Here is a 22,688-nt window from a genome sequence, read left to right as displayed (position 1 = left end):
GCAAGACAAGAGGCGGATCACTCTGCCTCTTTCTGTGCTTTAAAAAAGGAGAGGTCTCATGGCTCAGTCCAGAGAGAAACGTAAAATAAAACAGCACATTATTGAAGAGTGGACTGGTAAAGTTTTTACCTCCTTATGTATTGTGCTTTTGGTAGTGACTATTTTTTCCTTAGTCTATTTTGTCGCCACTAAGGGCTTCAGTTCCTTTATTAAAGACGGGATTTCTTTTGGGGAAATTTTCGGGGGAACCAAATGGAAACCGGATGGAGAACCGCCGCTGTTCGGGGCGCTACCGTTTATTATCGGGTCCTTCAGTACGTCCATCCTGGCGGCTCTGATCTCGGCACCGCTCAGTATTTGCGCTGCCCTGTTCATGGTGGAAATCATGCCGAAGGTGGGCCGGAAATTTTTGCAGCCGGCGATTGAACTGCTTGCCGGCATTCCATCCGTCGTTTACGGTTTCGTAGGTCTAAGCGTAATCGTTCCGCTTTACCGGGATATCTTTCCGGGACAAGGTCTCGGGATCGCAGCCGGGGCCAGCGTGTTGTCGGTCATGATTTTGCCGACGATGACCTCCATTGCGACCGATGCGCTCGCAGCGCTCCCGCCTGGACTGAAAGAAGGCTCTTATGCGCTTGGCGCAACGCGCTGGCAGACGTTGGCCCGCACAGTGATTCCGACGACGCTGCCCGCGCTCATGACCGGCGTCGTACTGGGCATGGCCCGGGCGTTCGGGGAAGCGCTCGCCGTGCAAATGGTCATCGGGAATGCACCACATATTCCGCATTCCCTGTTCGAATCCACCTCAACATTGACAAGTGCAATTACGCTCAGTATGGGGAACACGGTAATGGGGTCGACACAAAACAACGTGCTCTGGACGCTGGCACTAATTCTCATGCTGATGACCTTTGTCTTTGTATTCATTGTCCGGTGGCTTGAAAGGAGGGCAAACCGATGAGCGCAAAAACCGCAGATAAAATCGCAACGGCAGTCATCATTTTTTTTGCAGGCATCATCATTCTGATCATGGCCGGTTTGCTCGGGTTTATTCTTGTACGCGGCGTGGGTCATATCAGCTTTGATTTCCTGACTTCAGCCCCGCAAACGATCAAGGCGGGCGGCGGGATTGGGCCGCAGCTGTTTAACTCTCTGTTCCTGCTCGTTCTCACAATGATCATTACGATTCCGCTTGGTTTAGGAGCGGGTATATATATGAGCGAATACGCGAAGCCGGGGAAGGTGACGGATTTTATCCGCCTGATAGTGGAAGTGTTATCGTCCTTTCCTTCGATCGTTGTCGGTTTGTTCGGCTTGCTTGTCTTCGTAAATGTATTCGGCTTCGGGTTCTCGTTGTTTTCGGGTGCGCTTGCCTTAACGGTATTCAACCTGCCGCTGATGGTGCGAATCACGGAACAAGGCATGGCCAGCGTTCCCCAAGCGCAAAAAGAAGCGAGCCTGGCGCTGGGCTTATCCAAATGGAAAACGATCAAATCGATTATGCTGCCGATTGCCCTGCCGATTATTCTCACCGGTACGATCCTGGCCGCGGGCCGCGTCTTCGGTGAAGCGGCGGCATTGCTGTTTACCGCGGGCATGAGCAGTCCGAGACTGGACTTTTCGGATTGGAATCCGCTCAGTCCGATGTCGCCGCTCAATCCGTTCCGTCCTGCCGAGACGCTGGCCGTGCACATCTGGAAAATCAATTCCGAGGGCTTGGCTCCGGATGCGCCGGAGATCGCTGCAGGAGCTTCGGCGGTCCTGATTCTCACGGTGCTGCTGTTTAACTTGCTGGCGCGATGGGTCGGCCGTCTGCTGCACAAGAAATTTACGGCTACGAAATAGGAGGACTCCCATGCAAAATATTGAATTGGCCACCAAGGATTTGAGCGTATTCTATGGGGAAAAGCAAGCGGTCAAGGAGATTTCGCTAGACTTTGCCGCAAGACAGGTCACGGCTTTGATCGGTCCTTCCGGTTGCGGAAAATCCACGTTTTTGCGCAGCTTGAATCGGATGAACGATCTAATCGACGGTGCGCAGATTACCGGTGAAATCTGGATCGGGGATGAGAATATCAATGACCCTAAGACGGACGTCGTGCTTTTGCGGCAAAAAATCGGCATGGTCTGGCAGCGGCCGAATCCGTTCCATAAGTCGATTTATGAAAATATCGCCTTCGGACCGCGTTATCACGGAATCCGCGACAAGAAGAAGCTGGATCAGATCGTGGAAGAGTCGCTCATCAAAGCCGCGTTATGGGAAGAGACGAAGGACAGGTTGAACCGTTCCGCGCTCTCGTTATCCGGCGGCCAGCAGCAGCGGCTTTGCATCGCCAGATCGATTGCGGTCAGCCCGAGCATCATCTTGATGGATGAGCCTGCATCAGCGTTGGACCCGGTGTCGAGCGCGAAGATCGAAGAACTGATTGCTGAATTGAAGCGTGAATACTGCATTATTATCGTTACCCACAATATGCATCAGGCAGCCCGCGTATCCGAGAAAACCGCATTTTTCCTGATGGGTGAATTAGTGGAGTATGGCGATACGAGTAAAATGTTTACGAATCCGTCGGATAAACGGACGGATGATTATATTTCCGGACGTTTCGGATGAACTATCAAAAACCCGGCTGGCTTATTGCCAACCGGGTTTTTGAATTTTAGATGATTGTTCATGGTGGAAAAGACACGCCAAGATCGTCAGATCGTTCTGGCCACTTTCGCGGCTTCCCAGATCGCGTTCAGAGCCCGGCGAGCCTGTTTCGCGTCGCCTACGATATGATACGGAATGCTGCACTCTTCCAGACAATCGATCAGATTTTGTTTGTCCAAAGATTTGGAGCCGACGGCCAGCACGACATAATCGGCAGGGAGGGAATGTTCTTCTCCGCCTTGATCGATAAGGACGCTGTCCGGTCCGATGGACAGGCATTTACTGTTCGTCATGAGATTTACGCCGTGACCGTATAGACTTTCCATGACGCATATTTTGCGCAGCAGTCTCAGGTCTGCGGCTACTTCGTTCTGCATCTCCACTACGGTCACCTTCTGCCCGCGTTCAACGAGCAATTCGGCCACTTCAAGGCCGACCAGGCCGCCGCCGATGATGACGACGTTGCCCACCGGAATAACCGTCCCCCATAGGACATCATGGGAGCCTGCTACGTGCGCAAGGTCGGCGCCTTCAACCGGCAGGATCACCGGTGCGGAGCCGGTGGCGAGAATCACTTGATCCGGCTTAATTTCCCGGATCAGGTCCGGCGTGACTTCCGTTTCCAAACGGATTTCTACGCCAGCCCGCTTCGCCGCTTCTCCCATGCCGATCGCCGCCGCGGCCATCTCTTCCTTGCGCGGCGCCGCTCCAGCGATGTAAAGCTGCCCGCCTAGCATCGCGCTCTTCTCGCACAGGATCGGCTCATGGCCCCGCCGCTTCAATATTACGGCCGCTTCCAGGCCTGCCGGGCCACCCCCGGCGATAAGCACTTTCTTCGGCCGCTCGGCCGGAACGAGTTCATATTCTTTTTCCCGGCCGGTGGCGGGATTGAACATGCAGCTGATAAACGGCACATTCGGGTTCACGAATCCGTCGAAGCAGCCCTGGTCGCAGCCGACGCATTTAATGATTTCGCCTTCCCGCCCGTTTTCCGCCTTGGCGCAAAATTCCGGATCGGCCAGTTGGGCCCGTCCGATAGCGACAAAGTCGGCCAGTCCTTCTCCGATGATCCGGTCAGCGACGGCGGGATCGTTGATACGCCCTACGGCAATTACCGGAATGGTGACCGCGGATTTGATCTGAGCCGCATTATCGACGTTGAAGCCGACCGGCAAATCGATAGGCGGCACTTCATACTTAATTGCCGCCCCCGCCGGAACGCCGCGGGAAACGTTGATCGCATCGATGCCGGCTTGTTCCGCGAGTGCGCTGAATGCCTTCATATCCTCCAGGGTAAGTCCGCCCGGCAGATCCTCGATCGCCGAGATGCGCATCAGAATCGGAAAGCCGGGACCAACCGCATGGCGGATGGCAGCGATGCATTCCAGCGGAAATCGGGTACGGTTCTCCCACGAGCCGCCGTATTCATCCTGCCGGAAGTTCATGGCTGGACTTAAGAATTGCTGCGGCAAGTAGCCGTGCCCGGCGTGAAATTCCACGCTGTCAAAACCGGCTTGTTTGGCACGGGTTGCAGCATCGGCGTAGGCTTGCACCATTTCGGGCACTTCCGAGGTAGCCAGCTCTCGGGGAATGACCGTTGATCCTTCAAATGCTACAGGAGAAGAGGATACTTGGTTCGGATTATACGCAACCTTGCCTCCGTGCCATAATTGAAGGCAACTTTTCCCGCCTGCTTCACGGATGCTGTCTGCTAATTTTTTCATGCCGGGAATAAATTTATCGTCAAATAATGCAGGTGAATCCTCCGTATAAGCCGTCGGATGAACGGTGGTAACTTCAACGGTGTTCAAGCCGCAGCCGCCTTTGGCCCGGGCGACGTGATAATCGATCAGCCGCTGGCTTACGTACCCCCCCGGTTCATTCATTTTCGTACCCATCGCGGGAAGAATGACCCGGTTCTTTAACTCCATGTTTCCGATTTTTTGCGGACTGAACAAGTATGAAAATGATGCCATCCTGCATCTTCCTTTCCTGTATTAAGAATAAAATAACATAGGTTAATTTTAACCTTATTATAAAATGAGGATTTCGATAATTATGTGAAATAAATCACGAACTATATCACGTTCAAACAATTGATTGGCACGTTATGTAGGATGGAGTAAAATAAAGGGATATGAAGCGATCAGTTGGATTTCAAGGTACGGAGGAGCTACATGGATATAGAGATACTAATACTGGCCCAGTTAATGCAGGGACCCAAGCATGGTTATGAAATCAAGAAAAATATTCTATTTGTCATGAACAACAAAAAAATTATCAACAACAACTCCCTTTATCCCAAATTGAAGCAATTTGAAGAGCGGGGAATGGTCAGCAAGACGATGGAGGAGCAGGAAGGACGGCCGAACCGGCATGTATATGCCATCACGGCAATCGGCAGCCAAGTCTTTCATGATACGATTAACCGTTTTACGCCCGAATTGATCGAGATGGATGACGAGTGGAGCATCCGGTTAGCCTACTATAATCTTATGAATGATGAAACGCGTTATAGGCTGCTCGATTACCGGATGACGATTGTGCAAGACAAGGAGAAGCGGCTGGAAAAGTTGTCTCACTCCGTTGGCGAAAGCAAGTACCTGATGTACTCTTCTGAACTTTATTTCTATACTCAAAATATGATCGAGAAGGAAAAAGAATTGATTTCCGAAATGATCGAGCAGCTTAAGGACAAGCCTGCCACCATAGACTAAAGACCGGGAAAGGACACGACCTGAGTCTATTTTGAATTTGCGTTTTGCCGTGCATACTATTAATTAACATATTACACACGGGCGGCGCAAAGGGAAGCGGGCCTTTGGAACAGGGAAAGAGGAGACTATTTATTTATGAACGTGTTGGAATGGATTGAAGGGATGTTCCGGGAATACGGTTATTTCGTACTGCTGCTCGGACTACCGGTAGATTTTATTGCATTGCCGCTTCCGCCCGGGCAAACGACATTGACCTATACCGGATATCTGGCATATAAAGGCGTTCTTGATGCACTGCCCGCCATCCTGGTAGGATTCGCCGGGTCGGCGATCGGAATAACGATTACTTATTTGATTGGACATCATGTAGGAGCTCCGTTAATTCAACGCTATGGCAAGTGGTTTTTTTTGAAGCCGTCCCATTTGGAGAAAACGAGAAAAACCTATGATAAATACGGAAACAGGATGTTGTTGATCAGCTTTTTTATCCCGGGCGTGAGGCAGTTTTTCGGCTACTTTGTCGGGATCATAAAGATTCCCTTCCGGACCTTCGCATTGTATGCGTACCCTGGGGCGGCTTTGTGGGTTGTCGTTTTTGTCGGAATCGGGTACATTTTCGGGGAGCAATGGCAGCATGTTATCCTGCTGGTAGAGAAGTATCTGGTTTATTTTTTCAGCGGATTAGGCGTGCTTTTGCTTGGATTATTATACTTAAGGTGGCGTAAATGGAGAAAGTGGAGACTGAAGCAAGCTAATCCGAAGAAAGAGCTGGGTTAAATTCATTTCTATTCAAAAAAGCGTCGGGACAGAAGCGTCTCGGCGCTCTTTAATGATTTACCCTTTCCCGTTCTCCGTTCCTTTTTCTTCTTGCTGCACTTTAATTAAGGATAAAAAGGCGAACAGATCCCCCAGGACGGCAAGTCCAGCCCCGATAATGGCTAAATCATCCGCGCTAAGTTCGGTGCTGGCGATCTCGTTATTGCCGCCGCCGTTGCCGTTTTTTTTATTCTTAGTCCTGACCATTCTTCCTCTGTTGGGCAAACGTACCACCTGCTTCAAATCGTCTTTCTTTATGATATGCCGGCGGAAACGACTTGAATAGGCGTTTTAATAAATATGGGCACAAATAAATTCGGAGCGGATTATTGCCGTAAGATGATGTCTTTATTTTTATAGTCTGTGCGAATGCCGTGGCCCTTAGACGGAGTCAATAATACGATACGGTATACTGAAAAAGGGAGGGAAAGCTATGTCGGGTTGCTACGATAACGGAAATAACGGCGGAGGATACGTGGGAGGAATTTTTACTTCTACTGGAGTCATTTTGGTATTGTTCATCCTCTTGGTTATTGTATCCAGAACATTTGTGTAGTTAGACAATATCCCTTTTAGGACTCTGCCTGCGGGCGGGGTCCTTTTTAATAATTACCGGAAATATTGCTTATCATTTACATTTTTATTTCCGTGAACTATGATTTTAGTAAGGTTAACTTTGAATTCAGAAAAACGCTTCAAGCAATAAGGAGGATTAGAGTGCCGAGTTTAGTATTGGAAGGGGGAACCCTACGTCCTATTTTCAGTTCCGGCGTGATGGATGCGCTGCTGGACCAGGACCTGATGTTTCCATACTGTATTGGAGTTTCCGCCGGGATTAGCAACGGGATCTCCTATATCTCCAGGCAAAAGCGAAGAAACCTGGAGATTATGGAGAAGTATCGGCATGACCCCAGATACTTAGGATACCGGAATTTTTTAAAGAGCCGCAGCTTGTTTGGACTCGATTTTGTATTCGGGGAAATTCCGGCAAAACTGATTCCGTTTGATACCGCAACATATCGTAATTATTCAGGCAAACTTCTTGTAGGGGTGACGAACGCCAGCACCGGTTTGCCGGAATATATGAACGGGCTAGAGGCGGACGAGCAGTGGACCATGCTCCGGGCTACATGCGCTATTCCGCTGGTGTTCCCGGCTATCGAACTGAACGGGCAAAAGTATTATGACGGAGGGTTGGCCGATCCGATTCCGATTCGGAAAGCGATCGCCGACGGGAACGACAAGCATTTGATTGTGTTAACCCAGCCGGAAGGCTACCGAAAAACGCTGGGCAAACGCAATGTAAGGGTAGCCCGGCTGCTTCGCCGCAAGTATCCGAAACTCGAGCAAGTGTTGCTCATGAGACATGAGCGGTACAATGAAACCGTAGCATTATGCGAACAACTGGAAAGGGAAGGACGGGCGGTCATTATTCGTCCGGCGGCACCGCTGGACAGCTTTGAGAAGGATATCGGCAAGTTGCGTGAAAGCTGCCAGCATGGCTATGCATTAGCGTCAGAGCGTATGAGCGACATCCGCAGCCTGTTCCAGTAATTATCTCAGCCGTTGCGATTTTCAGCCACACCTCACAACCACACATCATGAAAGCTTATTCCTGCTTGGATTACAAGGGGATAAGCTTTTTTGGCATGCAGGCCGCTTTATTGGATATTTACAGTCAAAATTATTTCAGTAGGCGAGAATCTAAAGAATCTGGCCTTCCGGATTGTAGTTCGTACTTGTCCTTCTGAGAATTATAAATAACTACACTTTCTGTCAAAAATCACTGTTTTTTAAAGAATATTCACACAAAAGTCACAGGTGGGTATATAATTGGACAAAGATACAATTTTTCCTTTTTTCTTCCTCTTTTTATTGCCTTCTACTCATTTCGATTTACTCTACTTCGCTATCTTCTTATCCTATCCCTAGCAATATTCCAAGATTACTTCTGTTTGTATATAAGCCTTTTCAAGGTTTATATAAATCTGCTTAAGGAAGGAGCGTGCGGTGTCAGGTCTGAATGAGACTTTTATTGTGCTGGCCAATATGCGGGATGGAAGGGGGCGGGATTTACGTTCATCTGGAGTAACAGGAAAGTATACAGCATTGCCAAATAAAAGGATCTATCCAAATCTTAAGGAGGTATTGATAATGGCTTCTATTCGTTTATCGAATTCATTGTTGATGAAGGCGTTTACTTCTTTGGGAGTTATGCTTATTGCTGTTTTATGTATGGTCCTGTTATCGGAAAAGGCATCCGCCCACGGTTATATCGATTCGCCGGGCAGCCGGGGTTATCTTTGCAAAACCGGCCAGAATACGGACTGTGGCGCCGTCGTGTATGAGCCTCACAGTCTGGAAGCTCCGAAGGGTTTTCCGGCTGCGGGGCCCGCTGACGGGAAAATCGCCAGTGCAGGCGGAATCTTCCCGAAACTGGATGAACAATCCTCTACCCGCTGGACCAAAGTCAATATTTCTTCCGGGACGAATACCTTCACTTGGAAGCTGACCGCCCCTCACAGAACGGCAAGCTGGAAATACTATATTACGAAACCCAATTGGAACCCGGATGCTCCGCTGACCCGGGATTCGTTCGACCTGACTCCGTTTTGCTCCGTGAATTACGGCGGCGTTCAACCGCCTTATACGTACTCAGACACTTGTAACGTACCGGCCCGTACCGGTTACCATGTCATCTTGGCGGTGTGGGAAGTCGCCGATACGGCCAATGCATTTTACAATGTCATCGATGTGAATTTCGGCGGCAGTAATCCCGTCGACAATCAGGCACCAACCGCACCGGCATCCCTTGCTTCGTCGGGCGTCACTTCCACGAGCGTGAATTTGTCCTGGAACGCTTCATCGGACAATGTAGGCGTGACCGGCTACCGGATTTACAGCGGCTCAAGCCAAGTCGCAGCCGTCTCGGGCACGACCTTGAATTATACGGTCTCCGGGCTGACGGCCAACACCCCTTATTCCTTCCAGGTGAAGGCGGTGGATGCCGCGGGGAACTTGTCCGCTGCCAGCAATACCGTCAGTGTGACGACGAGTCCGAACGTGACTGACACGCAGGCACCAACGGCTCCGGGCAACTTGAGTGTACAAGGAACGCCGACTTCCTCCAGCGTTTCGCTCACGTGGGGCGCCTCCACGGACAACGTCGGAGTTGCCGGCTACCGGATCTATCGTGGAAGCACCCTGGCAGGAACGGTCTCCGGAACGACAACCTCATATACCGCAACGGGTCTTAGCGCAAGTACGGCCTATTCGTTTACGGTGCGCGCCATCGATGCGGCCGGCAATGAGTCCGCCGCCAGCAATGCTGTGAGCGCTACGACGGCAAGCGCTCCATCCGCTCAGCCTTGGGCACCGAATGTAGCTTACGCGGTCGGGACGCTGGTAAGCTACAACGGAAGCACGTATGAATGCCGTCAAGCCCATACTTCGCTTGTCGGATGGGAACCTAGCAATGTTCCCGCACTTTGGTTGTTGAAATAATAGATATGATATAATCATCTCTTTTAGAACAAGCTAGACACTCCCCCCTTGAGAACGATTTCTCAAGGGGGTGTTTTTTCGGGGGCGAATTATTCAACGGTTCAGGCGTTACTGAAGACGGTAAGCTGGTTGAATGGAGCGTGGGCATGGCTCCGCATGTCATAGAGGGAGAATCCGGCGTGAAACAGGTGCAGGGCGACTGTTGGCTGAAAAACGACGGTACGGTTTGGAACGGCAGCGGAAAAATAAAAACTCTGCAAGGAATCAGCTTGATCGGTTATGGCGGGAAGCAGTTTGCGGCATTAACTTCGAACGGTGATGTGCTCCTTGCGGATCCTTATAAACTGTATTTATACAATAAGGTGGGGACAGTAGCCGATGCGGCTTCCGTGATAGCTTTGGCGGCTTATGACAGACAAGTGGCCGTGTTATACGGCAACGGCAAGGTTATCGTGTTCAGAACCTCTGATTTTGACGACAACGGCAAAATTATCCCGTTCACGATCACCGAGGATGCCGCTCATATCGCTTTTGCAAAAAGTACAGGCGATCATCCGACGGACGCGTTGCTGGTTACCCGCAAAGACGGCACGGTATGGATGACGGGAAATTACAAGGACCGGAATAAATTAACCGAACAGGTATCCAGACTGAGTCAAATTGTAAAAACCTCGGTTCTTGAGGATTGCGAACATTTTTATGCCATGCGTAGCGATGGCAGTTGGGTGTTTTTCAATGAGGGGGAAATAACCCCGGTTGATGTACCGAGCGTTAAACAGCTGGATATCTCGGTTTCCGATCCAAACCCGTTTGTTGGAGATGGAATCACTCTTGGTATTCAGGAGACCTACACCAATGGAGCCAAAATAAAAGTTCAGGCATCTCAAGCAGATATTAAGGTTCAAAAACCTCATTTGCTTGCTATTCAGCCGGATGGAACTTTCAAGGTTCTTGGAGTTGGACAAATCGAGGCCACAGTGACATCGGGCGGCTTGACCAAAACAGTAACGATATCTTCAAGCCTCCGCAACAATTTGAATTATGCCAAACTGATCGAAGGGGTTGTTTACGTCCCTGTCAAACCGGTGGTTCAAGCTTTAGGCGGAACAGTCGCTTCGAGTGACGGAGGAGTTGAAGTGGCATTAGGCGATATTTCCTTGTCGCTGAAACCAAAAAGTACAGCTGCAAACTTGAACGGAGAGCCGTTTCAATTAAAAGCTGCACCAATTGTTGACAAGCAAGGAATGATGATGCCGGCATCGCTGCTTATTGACGTTACTGGAGCAGGGGTCAAATGGAACAGCCAGTGGAAACAGGCCGAAATTACTTATGGTCAGGCAGGAATGATCGTTGTATCCGCAGATACGGCGGGGCTGGTTAAGAAGGTGGCCCAGGGCAGTCTGGCTAAGTACGTGGGGAAAAGTTATTGGGTTAACTATTTTCAGGGATGGGACCGCTTCTCCAAAGTCACGGTTACGGATATTCAACCGGTTGAATTAGGTGAATTCGTAGTCGTGTTCAAGTCCGCTTCTGGTAAAAAGCTGGAGAGCTACCCGATGTCTTCTTCTTACGTAACGGACCTGTTCGCGGATGGATCGAGCTTCTTCAACTATGATCCTTATAAAAAGTACAAATGGTCATCCACCGTGTGGAGCCAGATCAAGGCGGGCTATATTTCCCTTGGAATGACAAAAGAGCAGGTTCTGCTGTCCTGGGGCGCTCCGGCGGGCAAAGACGCGACCACCGCTAAGGGAAAAGTCATTGAAACATGGGTGTATGCCGACTTTGACACTATTGTTTTCATAGATGGCAAGCTGTCGATCATTGTAAATTAAGATAGTCGAATTTAAATTTTGCAAAAATCACTGACCGTAACTGTCAGTGATTTTTGTTTATACTTCGAAGTGAACCGACTCAACCAAAGGAGGAATAGATCATGTTCAACCAAATCAAGGACTTTGCAAAGGAATGGGAAGAGGAGCTTAAGCTAACGGAAAAGGTGATGGAGGCGCTCACGGATGAGTCGCTATCGCGGGAAGTCGTATTCGGGCGTAGAACATTGGGAGATATCGCCTGGCATTTGGTGCTCTCTCCGCATTATATGACGGGATTAGGTCTGGTCTTTGACGGGCCGGAGGGCGGTAATCAAGTTCCGGAGTCCGCGTCGGTCATTGCCAAAGAATATGCTAAAGTCAGCCATGCACTACTGGATGCGGTAGTGACCCAGTGGGATAACGACAAGCTGCTTGAAAGCCAGGATATGATGGGCCAATCCTGGAAGAACGGAGCAACCTTGCGGTTTACAGTCATGCATCAGGCACACCACCGGGGGCAGATGACGGTACTGATGAGACAAGCGGGACTGCGGATTCCGGAAGTGTACGGACAAACCTATGATTCCTGGATCGACGCGGGGATGGAACCGCTCAAATAAAAGCGTTACAATGGGATGAACTGAGGCGACTGAAGGAAAGGAAACTAACGGACATGTCTAAAGCGGATCACATGCTCTCGATATTATGGCTGCTTCGTTCCGGAAGAAAAATGACTGCCCGGGAGATGGCGGACAAACTGGAGATTCATATTCGAACGGTCTACCGCTGCATCGATTCGTTATGTGCCAGCGGGGCTCCGATCATCGCCGATTCCGGTCCGGGAGGAGGTTACCGGATTCTGGAACGATTTGTGGATTCGCCGCTCCTGTTCGATCAGGAGGAACAAAAAGCGCTGGTGCAGTCATCCACTTTTGCCAGGGAAGCCGGTTATCCCCATACGGAAGCGCTGGAACGCGCGGTCGGTAAACTGAAGCTGTATACGAACGAAGAGCAGTTGAACCTGATGGAACTTCATGACCAAGGGGTAACGGTGATCCATCCGCCATTGGAGGAGCGCCAAAGGATCTTTCTTCAGCAGTTGGAGGAAGCAGCCGCTCAAGGCAGAACCCTTGAAATGGTTTATGATAAAGGCCGAAGTGAACCTCCGATCTCCCGTGGATTCGATCCCTATGGGATCGTCCACTGGAAGGGATGTTGGTATGCGGTGGGGTTTTGCCGGCTACGTCAAACGTTGCGCAGTTTTCGGGTAGACCGAATCGTGGACTTGCGGCCAAGCGAGCTGCGTTTTGAACGCCCGGGCACGTTTTCCGCCAAGGCCCATCTGCTGGGAAGCTTGCTCCCGGGGGCGCTGGATAGCGAAACGATGGTAACCGTAAGGATCGCCGGACACGAACAGGCGCTCAATGAATTGAGCCGGCATTGGCTGTTCGGCCATGCGCTGGTTTCCCGTCAGGCAGATGAAGCGGTGTTTCGGCTTGGACAAGCCTCCTTGTCGTCCTATGTCCCCTACTTTCTTTTGACTTACGGCAGATCCTTGAAGATCCTTGAACCGTTGTCGTTGATCGAAACCATGGCTAAAGTAAGCGCGGGGATTGCATCGTATTACGAGGAAATGGCGAAGCAATACGATAAGCGGGAGTAAAGCCGATATCTCCGGAGAACCGGAGTGGATCGGCTTTTTGTTTTTGGGCGTTTCATTAAATAAATGGACTCGGGTTTCCGGAATAAGTCAATTTTAGTTGATGCATGGCCCTTGTGCAGGCGATGTACAGAAGGCTTTGATCCAGTTCGCTGTTATAGGTTTCGTCATCCGCAAACGGAACGAGCACCCGGTCGAATTCAAGCCCTTTGGCCAAATGCGCCGAGGTAATAATGACGCCTTCATGGAACCGGATGCTTTTGAAATCGAGCAAGTAGACAGCTTGCCGGTCTATTTTCAAATGATCGTAAAGATCCTTGGCCTGCTTCATCGTCTTGCATAGGATCCCCATGGAATGATGTTCCGAAGCGAAAAAATCATCCAACAGTTCCCCGATCCGCAATAATTGCTCCGAAGCATCGAGGCATTTCAGGATTTGCGGTTCCTCGCCGTGCCGTTCGACCGGGATCAAGGTATCATTGGGTTTGACTTTTTTGGCAAAGTTCGTGATTTCCAGGGTGGATCTGTAGCTCTTGTTCAACTCCACGGTTTCCGCGCCGGGGAACATGCCGCTGATTTCCGGAAGCGAGGAGGAGGAGTACGGGTTCACAGATTGGCTGGCATCACCCAAAATCGTCTTCTTGCAGGTAAACAAAATCGACAAAACGGCATATTGAATGAGCGAATAATCCTGCATTTCATCCACGAGCAAGTGCTTTACAAATTCATAGGGCGTTAATCCTTCAAAGTAATGTTTCAAGTAAACCAAAGGAAATACATCGCAATATTCGACGGTTTTTGTTTTCGGTACCGAATATTTGAAAAGCTCGGGTCTTCCTAAGTAATTGTAAAGCTCCCTGTAGAGCGGAAGAAGGCCGGAATAGCGAAACATTTTCTTCACCGCTGTTTTGATTTTTTTGGCGCTGGAAGGGTCGGGCTTGTCTCCGTCCGAGTTTCTGCATTGGGCTGAAAGCTGGGCGGCGAGTTTGTCCAGCCTTGGCTTGAGCGGCATCCTGTCCAAGGATTCGTAACCAATTTTTACTTCCTCTTTAGAGATAAAAAATGGATCGACAACGATATCTTCCGGCGAAAAGAAGGCCTGATCCGCGTAGGCGATAAAGGACTCCATTTTTTTAACGAAATCGGTCGCGGCCTTAAACCGTATTCGTTCTCTCGCCCCGTCATCGTTGTGCTCCGTCAATTCTGCGACTTGTTGATGGAACGTCTGGAACGGGCAAATGCCCGCAAGTTCTCCGGCCGCCAGGTCTTCGAATTCGGTTTCCAACATATTTTCTTCGCCTAATTCCGGGAGCACGCCTGAAATATAGTCCGAGAACACTTTGTTGGGGGACAGGATCAGAATGTTTTTTGAACTTAGCGATCCTTTGTATTTGTAAAGTAAAAAGGCAATTCTGTGCAAGGCTACCGAGGTTTTCCCGGATCCGGCCACGCCCTGGATGATGAGTTCTTTAGACGTTTCGTTACGGATAATGGCGTTTTGCTCTTTTTGGATCGTCGCTACAATGTTTTTCATTTTTTCGTCCGTATTGCCGCTGAGCTCCTTTTGCAAAACATCATCGTTAATGTTCAGCGAGGTTTCGATCATATAATCGAGGGCTCCGTCTTTAATTTTGTATTGCCGTTTTAAGGTGATTTCACCCTTAATCCTGCCCTCCGGTGCCTGAAAACTAGCCCGTTCTATGCCAAAATCGTAAAATAGGCTGGCTACGGGGGAACGCCAATCATAGATCAGATTGGTTTGGTTATCCCCTTCGGAAAAGGAGTGAATTCCGATATAGTAGGGCTCCGGTTTGCTTTCGCCGTCTCGCCGGAAATCGATTCTACCAAAGAACGGAGACTGCTCGAGTTTGTACAGCTTTCTTAGATTGTCCTTCGATTTTTCGCCGGCATCGATGCTCAATCCGATCTCGATCCGGTTTGCCGCCCTTTCCGCGGGGTCCAACTGGCCGATGTTTTCCCAGACGTATTTTTTTGCTTCGATGATTTCCCGGTAGGAGGAGGAAATGCCCTCATTCATTTGTTCTATCGCCTGACGGAGCTTGCCCAGCAAGGTCTCCACATAGGCTCTTTCCTCAGCCTCGGATTCATTGATTACTGTCATACCCGTTGCCTCCTCTAGTAAGAATATCTTTAAGTATAGAAGCAACTTAAAAAAAGTATAGACTTATACTTTCCCTTGTAGTATTATATTTTGTACGTGGGTCTAATATTAGTTATACGATTGAGCATATAAATAACGGTTGGAACAGGGAGATTTTGTCCTTGTCCAACCGTTTTTTGGTGTATAAAAGAGCTATCCTATCCTGCGACTCTTGTGAAATTGGCAAATTAGTATATCGATCTGACCGGATGAAACTAACCAAGTAACCCAAGAACCCAAGAACCCAATAACCCAATAACCCAAGAACCCAAGAACCCAAGAAGTAACCCAAGCAACCCAAGAAGTAACCAGAGTAACCCAAGAAGTGACCCAAGCTAACCAAGTTACCGGCTGACTCAATTAACTGGAAAATCTACAGCTAAATAAACGGAAGTTACTGGATTTCGCAATTTAACTGGAAAACCTCCATCTAAAATCAGGCATTAGCGTCGTGAAGAGCGGAACGGGAAAAATTAACTGCAGGTTATACAGTAAATTCTTTTCCTGGGCGGATAATTTTAATATTAGATGGAGGAAATACAGTTACTGCTAACGGTCGATATCAAAAGGGAGCCTTGAGAAGAGGCTCCCTTTCATCTATCTTTAGTTGGCGTTAGGCACTTCGACGACAGGATCGGTATCCGCCTCGTAGTCCACGCCGTCCACTTCAAACCCGAACAGCTGGAAAAACTCGCGCCGGAATCCTTCCAGGTCGGACAGCTGATATATATTGTCCGATTTCAGCTCATTCCAGAGCCTTGTGACTTCGGCCTGTACGTCATCGCGCATTTCCCAGTCATCCAGCCGGATCCGGCCTTCTTCATCAAGCTGAGGGGTACTCTGGCCGTAAAGCCGATCGGCAAACAAACGGTACATTTGCTGAATCGTACCTTCATGAATCCCTTTCTCTTTCATCGTTTTATACAGCGTGGACATATAAAGCGGAACGACCGGAATTGCGGAACTGGATTGAGTCACAAGAGCCTTGCTTACGACCACATAAGCCCGGCCTCCGATCCCGGACAGCTGTTTGGTCAGTTCCTGAGCGGTATGCTCCAGATGGTCCTTGGCTTGACCGATGGTTCCCTCCCGGTAAATGGGCAGGGTTATTTGCGATCCGATATATGAGTAAGCAACGGTGACGGCATTTTGGGCCAATGCGCCGGCATTCTCAAGTACATGGATCCAATCTTGCCAATCCTCACCGCCCATTACATAAACGGTATCTTCAATTTCCTGCTCGGACGCAGGCTCCAGGGTCACCATGCTGATATCTCCAGTATGGAAGTTCACTGTCTTGTTCGTATACGGTTTTCCGATCGGTTTCAGCACCGAGTTGCGATTTTGGCCGGTAGCCGGGTCTGTCCGCCGCGCCGTTGCCACACTGTAGATGACCAGATCGACCTGTCCGAGTTCTCTGGCGATCAATTCGGCGGTTTTTGACTTCGTTTCCTCGGAAAAAGCGTCTCCCGTGACGCTGAATGATTTGAGTCCCGCTGCCTGGGCGGCTTGTTCAAACGCGGCGGAATTGTACCATCCTGCAGACGCAGTCCGGGTTGCGCTTGCGGCGCTCGGGCGGTAAACGCCGACGGTGTTGGCCCGGGCTCCAAAAGCGGCAACAATGCGCGAGGCAAGGCCATATCCGGTGGAGGCTCCGATCACCAGCACATTTTTGGGTCCGCTAATGGCAGGCTGTTTTTCTACGTAATCAATCTGCTGCTCCACTTGACGGGCGCATCCTTCCGGATGAGCCGTCGTACAAATAAAGCCGCGGGTTCGTGGTTTAATGATCATGGATTGGAGTCTTTCCTTTCTTTCGGAAAATAGTGCTTGTCTTAAATTTTTACTAATCTTATCTATTGTACCTGTAATTATCGATTTGAAAAAGGGCAGGGGATGGAGATCATGAATAAATCCGTCCCCATTCAGCAATCTTTGTGTTAAGTTTTAACTACGTCAACGTCTCCGATACGGCAATCCGTACTGGATTGGCCAATAAATCCGTGCCGGATCGGGGTCGATCATTTCGATAAATATATAGTGAGGGATTATTTATGATATACACCATAACGCTAAACCCGTCGATTGATTATATCGTTGAAGTTCCGGGTCTGCAATGGGGCGGTTTGAACCGGATGAACCGGGACTTGAAGCTTCCGGGAGGAAAAGGCATCAACGTATCACGCATGCTGATCAGGTTAGGGACCGATAATACCGCATTAGGTTTTGTCGGCGGATTTACCGGGCGGCATATCGAGGAATTTCTGCGGGCGGAATCATTAAAAACCGATTTTGTACATATCGCCGGGGAGACGCGGATTAATATTAAGCTTAAGCATGGGGAAGAAACAGAAATAAACGGGCAAGGACCAAATATCACACCCGCTGAACGTGAAAACTTACTGCATAAACTGTCCGGTCTTCAAAAAGAAGACATAGTCGTGCTATCGGGCAGCGTTCCGCCATCGCTTGGCGGCGATTTTTATGACAGGATCATAAAAGTATGCAGGGAGGCGGGAGCCGAGTTTGTCATCGATACGACCGGTGAGCCGCTAATGAGAGCCCTGGCACACCAGCCGCTGCTGGTGAAACCGAATCATCATGAATTGTCCGAACTGTTTGGCGTATCCCTGGAGTCCAGAGACCGGATCGTCACATATGGCCGGAAGCTACTTGAATTGGGAGCGAAGCATGTGCTTGTTTCCATGGCAGGAGACGGGGCGTTCTTGATTACTCCGGATACCGCGTTTTATGCAAATGTTCCGCCGGGAATACTGCGCAATTCCGTCGGGGCCGGCGATTCGATGATCGCCGGGTTTTTGGGCAGATTGGCGCTGGGCGGAGATTTACTTGAATCGTTCCGCACCGGCGTGGCGTCGGGAAGCGCGACTGCTTTATCCGATGATCTGGCTGGGGAAGAACAGATTCGCGAGTTGCTGCCGCAAGTGAATCTGGTTCCTTGGCTGTAACGGCATCTTAAACACTATCGATCCAGTGCCGGATTTATCCTGATATCGATGGAATTGCATTCCGGCGCGGCAAAATCAACGAGCAAGGTTCCCTCCCGATGCAGCGCTTCCGATTCATCTTCTGCAAGCTTTCTGAGGGGATCAACCACTAAGGTTGCGGTGCTTCGTTTGGCTTCCAGTTTCCAGATTCCCGCTGCGAATCCGTCAAGCAGTATGGTGGGCCGGATGATTCCGTTCTTGGTGAATACATGCCGGTAATTCGCCTCACTGATGATTCTCCGCCGGTCGGCATGCGACAGCAGGATATTGTCGTACTCGCCTAGAAATCGCGCCGGTGCGGGAGTTTCCGGACCCGGCCTCGGGGCATCGGGCAGATCGAACAGCTCGGTGCCGTTTTCATCGCGGAAAACGGCTAGGCAAGGGCGGAGCCTTTGTACGCTCCTGATAAGCCGGGTCAGGCCGGACCAGGTTTGCATGTCCTTGATCGAAGCGGGGCCGAACGCAGCCAAATACCGAAGCAGGAAGGAGTCTTCCTCATCTTCGGTCGTCGTTCCGGCTTCGGCCTGATGCCCGCCAAGCCACACCCCCGCCGTCGTGTGCCGGGCCTGGCCGCTCTCGCCCCAGAGTCCGCGCGGCGGTAGTTGAACCAGCGGCAGGCGGGTGCGGACGAGCGCCGCGAGCGCATCAGGATCGCGCTCAGGCCAGAGCTCGGCTAGCTCTCCGCCTAGCTCGCTGAAGGTCATCGGCTGCCGCTTCATGAGCGTACGGCCAGCCGCGGCGACCGCGTCGGCGTCCAAGCCCGCAAGCTGCCGGCCGAAGCTGCCCTTGAGCCCGCGGTCGAGGACAGGCTGCACCCAGGGGCGCAGCCGCAGCGCATCGCGGGCGGAGACCAGGTGAAGCGTGGATCTCATAAGCGCTAGTCGCACGGCCTGCTTGTCCCGGAGGAGCCGGGACAGCTCATCCTGGCGAAAGCTTTCCAGTCGCGCCCACAAGCCGAAGTAGGGCGCGTTCGGTGCTTGAGCTTGCATGCCGACAAGCCGTTCGATAGCATCTAAAGGCGTAATCCGTTCACGCTGTAGCAGCATTTGCCTGGCCAGCAGCGAACGGTTTAGCGTTCGTATATCTAGGATAGCGCCAGGTACACCGCAGGAATCGAAGTCTCTGGCTGGCGATGGCAGATTGCTAGGCAAATCGGACATAATCAAGCCTCCTGAAAGTAATATAGACCTAATATCATTAAAAGGTGAAGATAGCCCCGAATCCGAAGGTCTCAGGGTTCATTTATTTTTATTGTAAAGGAAACACCCTGACAACCTAGTGTCAAGGTTTTGCCGAGGTTTGAATGGGATCGGTGATATTGTACTTTCATATCAAAGTACATGAATTAGTTATCGAGATGATCCGCAACAAATCGGGCGGGAACATGTAAAGTTTTTTGGATATCATCTATACTTTCGAGCATTCACTGACCCGGGTTTGTTTGATAGGATGGAGAAGGAGGCAGGCATTTCGACAATATTAGGAGGAAATGACGTGACAAAACCCGCAAAGTTTAATGAGCCTTTAGTAACTCATATCTATACCGCAGATCCTTCCGCGCATGTATTCGAAGGAAAAATTTATATTTACCCTTCCCATGACCTTGATCATGTGATGGAGTCGAACGACAATGGCGACCAATACGATATGGAAGATTATCATATCCTCTCCATGGATGAAGAAGGTGCGGTTTGCGTAGACCATGGAGAAGCCCTGCATTTGAGAGATATTCCGTGGGCGAAGCAGCAATTGTGGGCACCGGATGCGGCATTCAAGAACGAGAAGTATTATCTGTTCTTCCCGGCAAGGGATCAGGACGATATTTTCCGTCTTGGAGTAGCCACCGGTTCATCTCCTACCGGACCTTTCAAACCTGAGCCGAATTACATCCCGGGCAGCTTTAGTATCGACCCGGCCGTTTTCGTAGACCATGACGAAAGGGCTTACATCTATTTCGGCGGGCTCTGGGGAGGTCAGCTCGAGAAGTGGCAGACGGGAACCTTTATGCCCGATGCGGAAGGCCCAGCCGCCAATGAACCGGCACTTGGCCCCTTCGTGGCTGAATTAAGCGACGACATGTTAACCTTCAAGGATCAACCCAAAGAAATCTCGATCGTGGACAAAGAGGGCCATCCGATATTGGCGGGAGACGAAGAGAGACGATATTTCGAAGGTCCGTGGGTTCATAAATATAACGGGAGCTATTACTTATCTTATTCTACCGGCTCGACGCATAAGATCGTCTACGCCACCAGCCAAAATCCGCTGGGCCCTTTCGTCTACCAAGGAACGATTCTTAACCCCGTCATCGGTTGGACCACCCATCACTCCATCGTCCAGTTCAAAGAGAAATGGTATCTATTCTACCATGACAGTTCCTTGTCGGGCGGCGCTGACAATAAACGCAGCGTAAAATATACCGAGCTAAAATACAACGAAGATGGAACGATTCAAACGATCGAGCCTTATGATCTTTAGAATCAAGCCTGATCGTCGGAAAGATTGAGGAGGGAAGCGAAAGCTCTCTTCTTCAGGTTATGCGGAAACGAATGGAGATCGCCGAATGGGCAGCGCGAACAATCCAGGAAAAAGACAACAAAAAAACGGCATCTCTGCCGTTTTGGTTATGGATCGTCAGGGGCTCGAACCCTGGACCTGTCGATTAAGAGTCGAATGCTCTACCAACTGAGCTAACGATCCATAAGAAGTAGTTTGGTGGAGCCTAGGGGGATCGAACCCCTGACCTCATCGCTGCCAGCGATGCGCTCTCCCAGCTGAGCTAAGGCCCCGTGAGCGACTATTTTATTTTATAAAAATGCTTGCTGGATGTCAAGGGCTTTGTAAAAAAAATATCCGGAAAACATTACCGGATATAAAAACAGTCTGCAGTTAGAAGCGAATGGCGGTAATTCTAGGGAGAGGAATCATGACAAGCTGCCCGGAATCGTCGCGCAATTCGAGAGATTCATTCAGAATCGAAAATAAAGTTCCCTGAATAACGGAATCGCCGACCAATACGGTTAGGGGTTTACCCATGGACATGTACAGTTTCTCTCTAGTCTCGATGTCCGGGAATCCGGAGGCTTCCAAGGTAAGTTCTAATTGTTCCACGCGGTTTGCCAATAGTTCAAGCTTGGCCTGGAGTGTTCTAATCCGCCTGCGGATAGGGGCGTTCAACAGGAATTGTAATACTCTCATAATTTTCACCTCCTCATGGTTGCTTATTCTATCTCCGGTTTCTAATCATCCGAAGACAATATATGATATGTTTGATAGTTTCATAGGGATTGGACAACCGAGGGATACCGGCGGAACGGGATATTTTCCCGAGGGTTAGAGCCTCTATTGTGCCGACTTGTACGGTATGGTTCAATAAGAATATATGATTACGTTGCAACTTGTCGCCTATCGGTCATATCTTGGGAGGGATATAAGGTGAAACCCACAATTTCTTCTTCGCTGCATATTCAACCGGACAAAATAAAGTTGCCCCCGCGATTTCCATTCTCGATTTCAAGCTCAAGGGGGGTGTCTCCTTCCTTTCAACGGCTGCACTGGCACCGGGCGCTTGAGATCAACTGGATATCCAGCGGCAGCGGCATCTACGTGATTAACGGCAAGGAGTATCACTTTGAGCAGGGGGACTTATTCCTGATCGACTCCCAGGACTTGCACCGCGCTTATGAAGGCAAAAACCTGGAAATGGTAATCGTGATGTTTGAACCAGCCTTGCTTGGGGCGGAGCAAAGATATGATCACGATATATTAATGCCTTTTCGCCATACCGGGAGGGAGTTTCCGAACCGGATTTCTCATAAGCATCCTTCCGCTTCCTTGTTGGGAGAGTATATTAAGGACATGTTTCGGGAATTCGAATTGGTGCAGCCGTCCTATATCTCGGCGATCCGGGGTCTTTTGCTGTTATTCCTGACCGAAATTAATCGCCGTTTCCGGGCAGAACAAGGTGATTCGGGCCGGGTTAGCGCGAAGCACCTGGAGCAAATCCGCGAGGTGATACAAAAGATGGATTCGAGCCTGGCCGAGCCTTGGACATTGAATCAGCTTGCCGGTCTCGTCCATTTAAGCCCTTCGCGTTTCAGCGCTCTGTTCAGCCAAATCGCCGGAACGTCACCAATGAACTACTTGGTGCAGCTCCGGCTTGAATACGCCGTCTCGCTGTTGGAGCAGGAAGGACTAAGCATCCTTGAAATTGCCGAATCCTGCGGGTTTCGCAACTTGTCCAACTTTAACCGTCTCTTTCTTCATCATGTAGGGATATCGCCAAGTGCCTTAAGAAGAAGGCTGCGCGGAGGAAATGAAGGGGAAAACCTCAAAACAGTAAAATAGTATTACTT

At 50.1% G+C, this 22,688-nt stretch carries 19 protein-coding genes and 2 tRNA genes; 13 read left to right on the top strand and 8 right to left on the bottom strand.

From position 1 onward, the window contains the following. Nucleotides 1–58: 58 nt before the first annotated feature. Genes pstC through pstB form a run of 3 tightly spaced genes read left to right on the top strand, consistent with a single transcriptional unit; the run spans nucleotide 59 to nucleotide 2,614 of the window. Nucleotides 59–961 carry a phosphate ABC transporter permease subunit PstC gene (gene pstC, locus DFP94_RS10085; RefSeq protein WP_114496333.1) on the top strand — a complete coding sequence of 301 codons (903 nt, stop codon included), beginning with the start codon at nucleotides 59–61 and terminating at the stop codon, nucleotides 959–961. Next, nucleotides 958–1,845 carry a phosphate ABC transporter permease PstA gene (gene pstA / locus DFP94_RS10080; RefSeq protein ID WP_114496332.1) on the top strand — a complete coding sequence of 296 codons (888 nt, stop codon included), beginning with the start codon at nucleotides 958–960 and terminating at the stop codon, nucleotides 1,843–1,845. The genes pstC and pstA overlap by 4 nt, the downstream gene beginning before the upstream one ends. Before the next feature lie 10 nt (nucleotides 1,846–1,855). Further along, on the top strand, nucleotides 1,856–2,614 hold the full coding sequence (gene pstB / locus DFP94_RS10075; RefSeq protein WP_114496331.1) for a phosphate ABC transporter ATP-binding protein PstB: 759 nt from the start codon (nucleotides 1,856–1,858) through the stop codon (nucleotides 2,612–2,614). 86 nt (nucleotides 2,615–2,700) lie between these two features. Here the strand turns inward: pstB and baiCD are convergent, their stop codons facing one another. After that, nucleotides 2,701–4,629: a bile acid Fe-S flavoenzyme BaiCD gene (baiCD, locus tag DFP94_RS10070; RefSeq protein ID WP_114496330.1), complete on the bottom strand. Its 1,929-nt coding sequence runs from the start codon at nucleotides 4,627–4,629 to the stop codon at nucleotides 2,701–2,703. 201 nt (nucleotides 4,630–4,830) lie between these two features. Between baiCD and DFP94_RS10065 the strand changes: the two genes are divergently transcribed. Then, nucleotides 4,831–5,370, top strand: coding sequence for a PadR family transcriptional regulator (locus tag DFP94_RS10065; RefSeq protein ID WP_114496329.1), 540 nt, complete (start codon nucleotides 4,831–4,833; stop codon nucleotides 5,368–5,370). Between the two features lie 135 nt (nucleotides 5,371–5,505). Then, nucleotides 5,506–6,147 carry a DedA family protein gene (locus DFP94_RS10060; protein ID WP_114496328.1) on the top strand — a complete coding sequence of 214 codons (642 nt, stop codon included), beginning with the start codon at nucleotides 5,506–5,508 and terminating at the stop codon, nucleotides 6,145–6,147. Nucleotides 6,148–6,204: 57 nt separating this feature from the next. On the opposite strand, the gene DFP94_RS10055 is transcribed toward DFP94_RS10060, so the two are convergent. Beyond that, the gene (locus tag DFP94_RS10055; RefSeq protein ID WP_147273846.1) at nucleotides 6,205–6,411 is read right to left on the bottom strand and encodes a hypothetical protein; all 207 of its coding nucleotides are present in this window, start codon (nucleotides 6,409–6,411) and stop codon (nucleotides 6,205–6,207) included. 492 nt (nucleotides 6,412–6,903) lie between these two features. Here DFP94_RS10055 and DFP94_RS10050 point away from each other — a divergent pair, with 492 nt between their 5' ends. From DFP94_RS10050 to DFP94_RS10030, 5 genes are all read left to right on the top strand, one after another. Continuing rightward, nucleotides 6,904–7,740 carry a patatin-like phospholipase family protein gene (locus DFP94_RS10050; RefSeq protein WP_114496326.1) on the top strand — a complete coding sequence of 279 codons (837 nt, stop codon included), beginning with the start codon at nucleotides 6,904–6,906 and terminating at the stop codon, nucleotides 7,738–7,740. A 600-nt stretch (nucleotides 7,741–8,340) separates the two neighbouring features. Continuing rightward, nucleotides 8,341–9,690 carry a lytic polysaccharide monooxygenase gene (locus tag DFP94_RS10045; RefSeq protein WP_114496325.1) on the top strand — a complete coding sequence of 450 codons (1,350 nt, stop codon included), beginning with the start codon at nucleotides 8,341–8,343 and terminating at the stop codon, nucleotides 9,688–9,690. A 179-nt stretch (nucleotides 9,691–9,869) separates the two neighbouring features. Continuing rightward, nucleotides 9,870–11,525 carry a stalk domain-containing protein gene (locus DFP94_RS10040; RefSeq protein ID WP_181873092.1) on the top strand — a complete coding sequence of 552 codons (1,656 nt, stop codon included), beginning with the start codon at nucleotides 9,870–9,872 and terminating at the stop codon, nucleotides 11,523–11,525. Between the two features lie 101 nt (nucleotides 11,526–11,626). Further along, nucleotides 11,627–12,124, top strand: a complete 498-nt coding sequence (locus DFP94_RS10035) for a DinB family protein (protein ID WP_114496323.1) — start codon at nucleotides 11,627–11,629, stop codon at nucleotides 12,122–12,124. Nucleotides 12,125–12,177: 53 nt separating this feature from the next. After that, nucleotides 12,178–13,167: a helix-turn-helix transcriptional regulator gene (locus tag DFP94_RS10030; RefSeq protein ID WP_114496322.1), complete on the top strand. Its 990-nt coding sequence runs from the start codon at nucleotides 12,178–12,180 to the stop codon at nucleotides 13,165–13,167. A gap of 55 nt (nucleotides 13,168–13,222) precedes the next feature. Here DFP94_RS10030 and DFP94_RS10025 read toward each other — a convergent pair whose 3' ends face one another. Further along, nucleotides 13,223–15,286 (bottom strand): HelD family protein, encoded by a 2,064-nt coding sequence (locus DFP94_RS10025; protein ID WP_114496321.1) that lies wholly within the window; start codon nucleotides 15,284–15,286, stop codon nucleotides 13,223–13,225. Between the two features lie 642 nt (nucleotides 15,287–15,928). Further along, nucleotides 15,929–17,119: an enoyl-ACP reductase FabV gene (gene fabV, locus DFP94_RS10020; protein ID WP_114496320.1), complete on the bottom strand. Its 1,191-nt coding sequence runs from the start codon at nucleotides 17,117–17,119 to the stop codon at nucleotides 15,929–15,931. Between the two features lie 260 nt (nucleotides 17,120–17,379). Here fabV and pfkB point away from each other — a divergent pair, with 260 nt between their 5' ends. Next, nucleotides 17,380–18,294 carry a 1-phosphofructokinase gene (pfkB, locus tag DFP94_RS10015; protein ID WP_114496319.1) on the top strand — a complete coding sequence of 305 codons (915 nt, stop codon included), beginning with the start codon at nucleotides 17,380–17,382 and terminating at the stop codon, nucleotides 18,292–18,294. A 14-nt stretch (nucleotides 18,295–18,308) separates the two neighbouring features. Here the strand turns inward: pfkB and DFP94_RS10010 are convergent, their stop codons facing one another. After that, nucleotides 18,309–19,493 carry a winged helix DNA-binding domain-containing protein gene (locus DFP94_RS10010; protein WP_114496318.1) on the bottom strand — a complete coding sequence of 395 codons (1,185 nt, stop codon included), beginning with the start codon at nucleotides 19,491–19,493 and terminating at the stop codon, nucleotides 18,309–18,311. Between the two features lie 334 nt (nucleotides 19,494–19,827). On the opposite strand from DFP94_RS10010, the gene DFP94_RS10005 reads away from it, so the two are divergent. Further along, complete coding sequence (locus DFP94_RS10005; protein WP_114496317.1) at nucleotides 19,828–20,811, top strand: glycoside hydrolase family 43 protein; 984 nt, start codon at nucleotides 19,828–19,830, stop codon at nucleotides 20,809–20,811. 149 nt (nucleotides 20,812–20,960) lie between these two features. Here DFP94_RS10005 and DFP94_RS10000 read toward each other — a convergent pair. The 3 genes from DFP94_RS10000 to DFP94_RS09990 form a co-directional block, all read right to left on the bottom strand. Continuing rightward, nucleotides 20,961–21,033: transfer RNA gene (locus tag DFP94_RS10000), tRNA-Lys, on the bottom strand. A gap of 13 nt (nucleotides 21,034–21,046) precedes the next feature. Next, nucleotides 21,047–21,122 (bottom strand) — tRNA-Ala (locus DFP94_RS09995). A 100-nt stretch (nucleotides 21,123–21,222) separates the two neighbouring features. After that, on the bottom strand, nucleotides 21,223–21,531 hold the full coding sequence (locus DFP94_RS09990; protein ID WP_114496316.1) for a hypothetical protein: 309 nt from the start codon (nucleotides 21,529–21,531) through the stop codon (nucleotides 21,223–21,225). A gap of 237 nt (nucleotides 21,532–21,768) precedes the next feature. Here DFP94_RS09990 and DFP94_RS09985 point away from each other — a divergent pair, with 237 nt between their 5' ends. Continuing rightward, nucleotides 21,769–22,680, top strand: coding sequence for an AraC family transcriptional regulator (locus tag DFP94_RS09985; protein WP_114496315.1), 912 nt, complete (start codon nucleotides 21,769–21,771; stop codon nucleotides 22,678–22,680). Nucleotides 22,681–22,688: the final 8 nt, after the last annotated feature.

Source organism: Fontibacillus phaseoli (assembly GCF_003337355.1).
Lineage (GTDB): Bacteria > Bacillota > Bacilli > Paenibacillales > Paenibacillaceae > Fontibacillus > Fontibacillus phaseoli.
The sequence above is the reverse complement of the archived record's forward strand: the minus strand, read 5'-3'. Positions and strand labels throughout refer to the sequence as shown.